The organism is Caballeronia arationis, assembly GCF_001544975.2.
GTDB classification, from domain to species: domain Bacteria; phylum Pseudomonadota; class Gammaproteobacteria; order Burkholderiales; family Burkholderiaceae; genus Caballeronia; species Caballeronia arationis.
Genome location: NZ_FCOG02000560.1, coordinates 1 through 712, shown reverse-complemented (window position 1 = coordinate 712; position 712 = coordinate 1). Strand labels below are relative to the sequence as shown.

General features: G+C 61.5%; 1 protein-coding gene and 1 pseudogene. Both read right to left on the bottom strand.

Going from position 1 to position 712, the window contains the following annotated elements; all coding sequences use genetic code 11:
• The coding region (locus AWB81_RS43850; RefSeq protein ID WP_159939050.1) for an AAA family ATPase at positions 1 to 392 on the bottom strand (392 nt) is incomplete at its 3' end.
• Positions 380 to 712: pseudogene (locus AWB81_RS43845) on the bottom strand (hypothetical protein); the annotation flags it as partial. The pseudogene AWB81_RS43845 and the gene AWB81_RS43850, both read right to left, overlap by 13 nt.

Sequence of the window (712 nt, the reverse complement as noted above, 5' to 3'; positions counted from 1 at the left end):
GTTCCGTCAGGCAGCGACACCGGACGCCACGTACCGTCGACGCCGCGATAAGCAAGGTAATACTCCGCCTTGCCTGTCTTGCCGGGCTTGCGGAACGCGAAGGACGAGCGATAGCGGATGCCGTCGTGCTCCCACTCGAGTTCCTTCAGCGCACTGGTGCCACAGATGTGATCCCAGTACGAAAAGGCGTCGACCGACAGCTTCGAGGCACGCGACGGCATGATCGGATACGGATGTAAGTTGTCCATGATCGTGGTCTTGCCCGCCCCGTTAGGGCCGGTCAAGGCGATTAGGCCATCCGGCAACGCTTCCAGATCGAGCGTCACGCTCTCGCGCTTCATGCCATCGCGCACGCCAACGAAGCCTTCCAGTGTCAGTTTCAGAGGCCGCATGACAGATCCTCCGACACGCTCATCGACGCGGACATCGCGGCCATCTTCGAGTAGAACGCGTCGTCGTCCTCGTTGGGGAACGGCTCGTTCATGACGATCGACGGCACCGCGCGCACCGCTGCTTTGGGCGCTTGAAGCGTTCCGTCTAGTGCGGCCGCCACGTTGTCACAGACTCTGCCGAACTCGCGACGCGCGTTCGTCAGAAGCTCGGACCAACCGCTATGCCCGGTGAGGCTACGGATCTCGGCAGCAGACCACTGGCTTGCATAGCCTTCCTGATACGACCATAGAAGGTGCTGCATTTCAACGGTCGGCGTCAC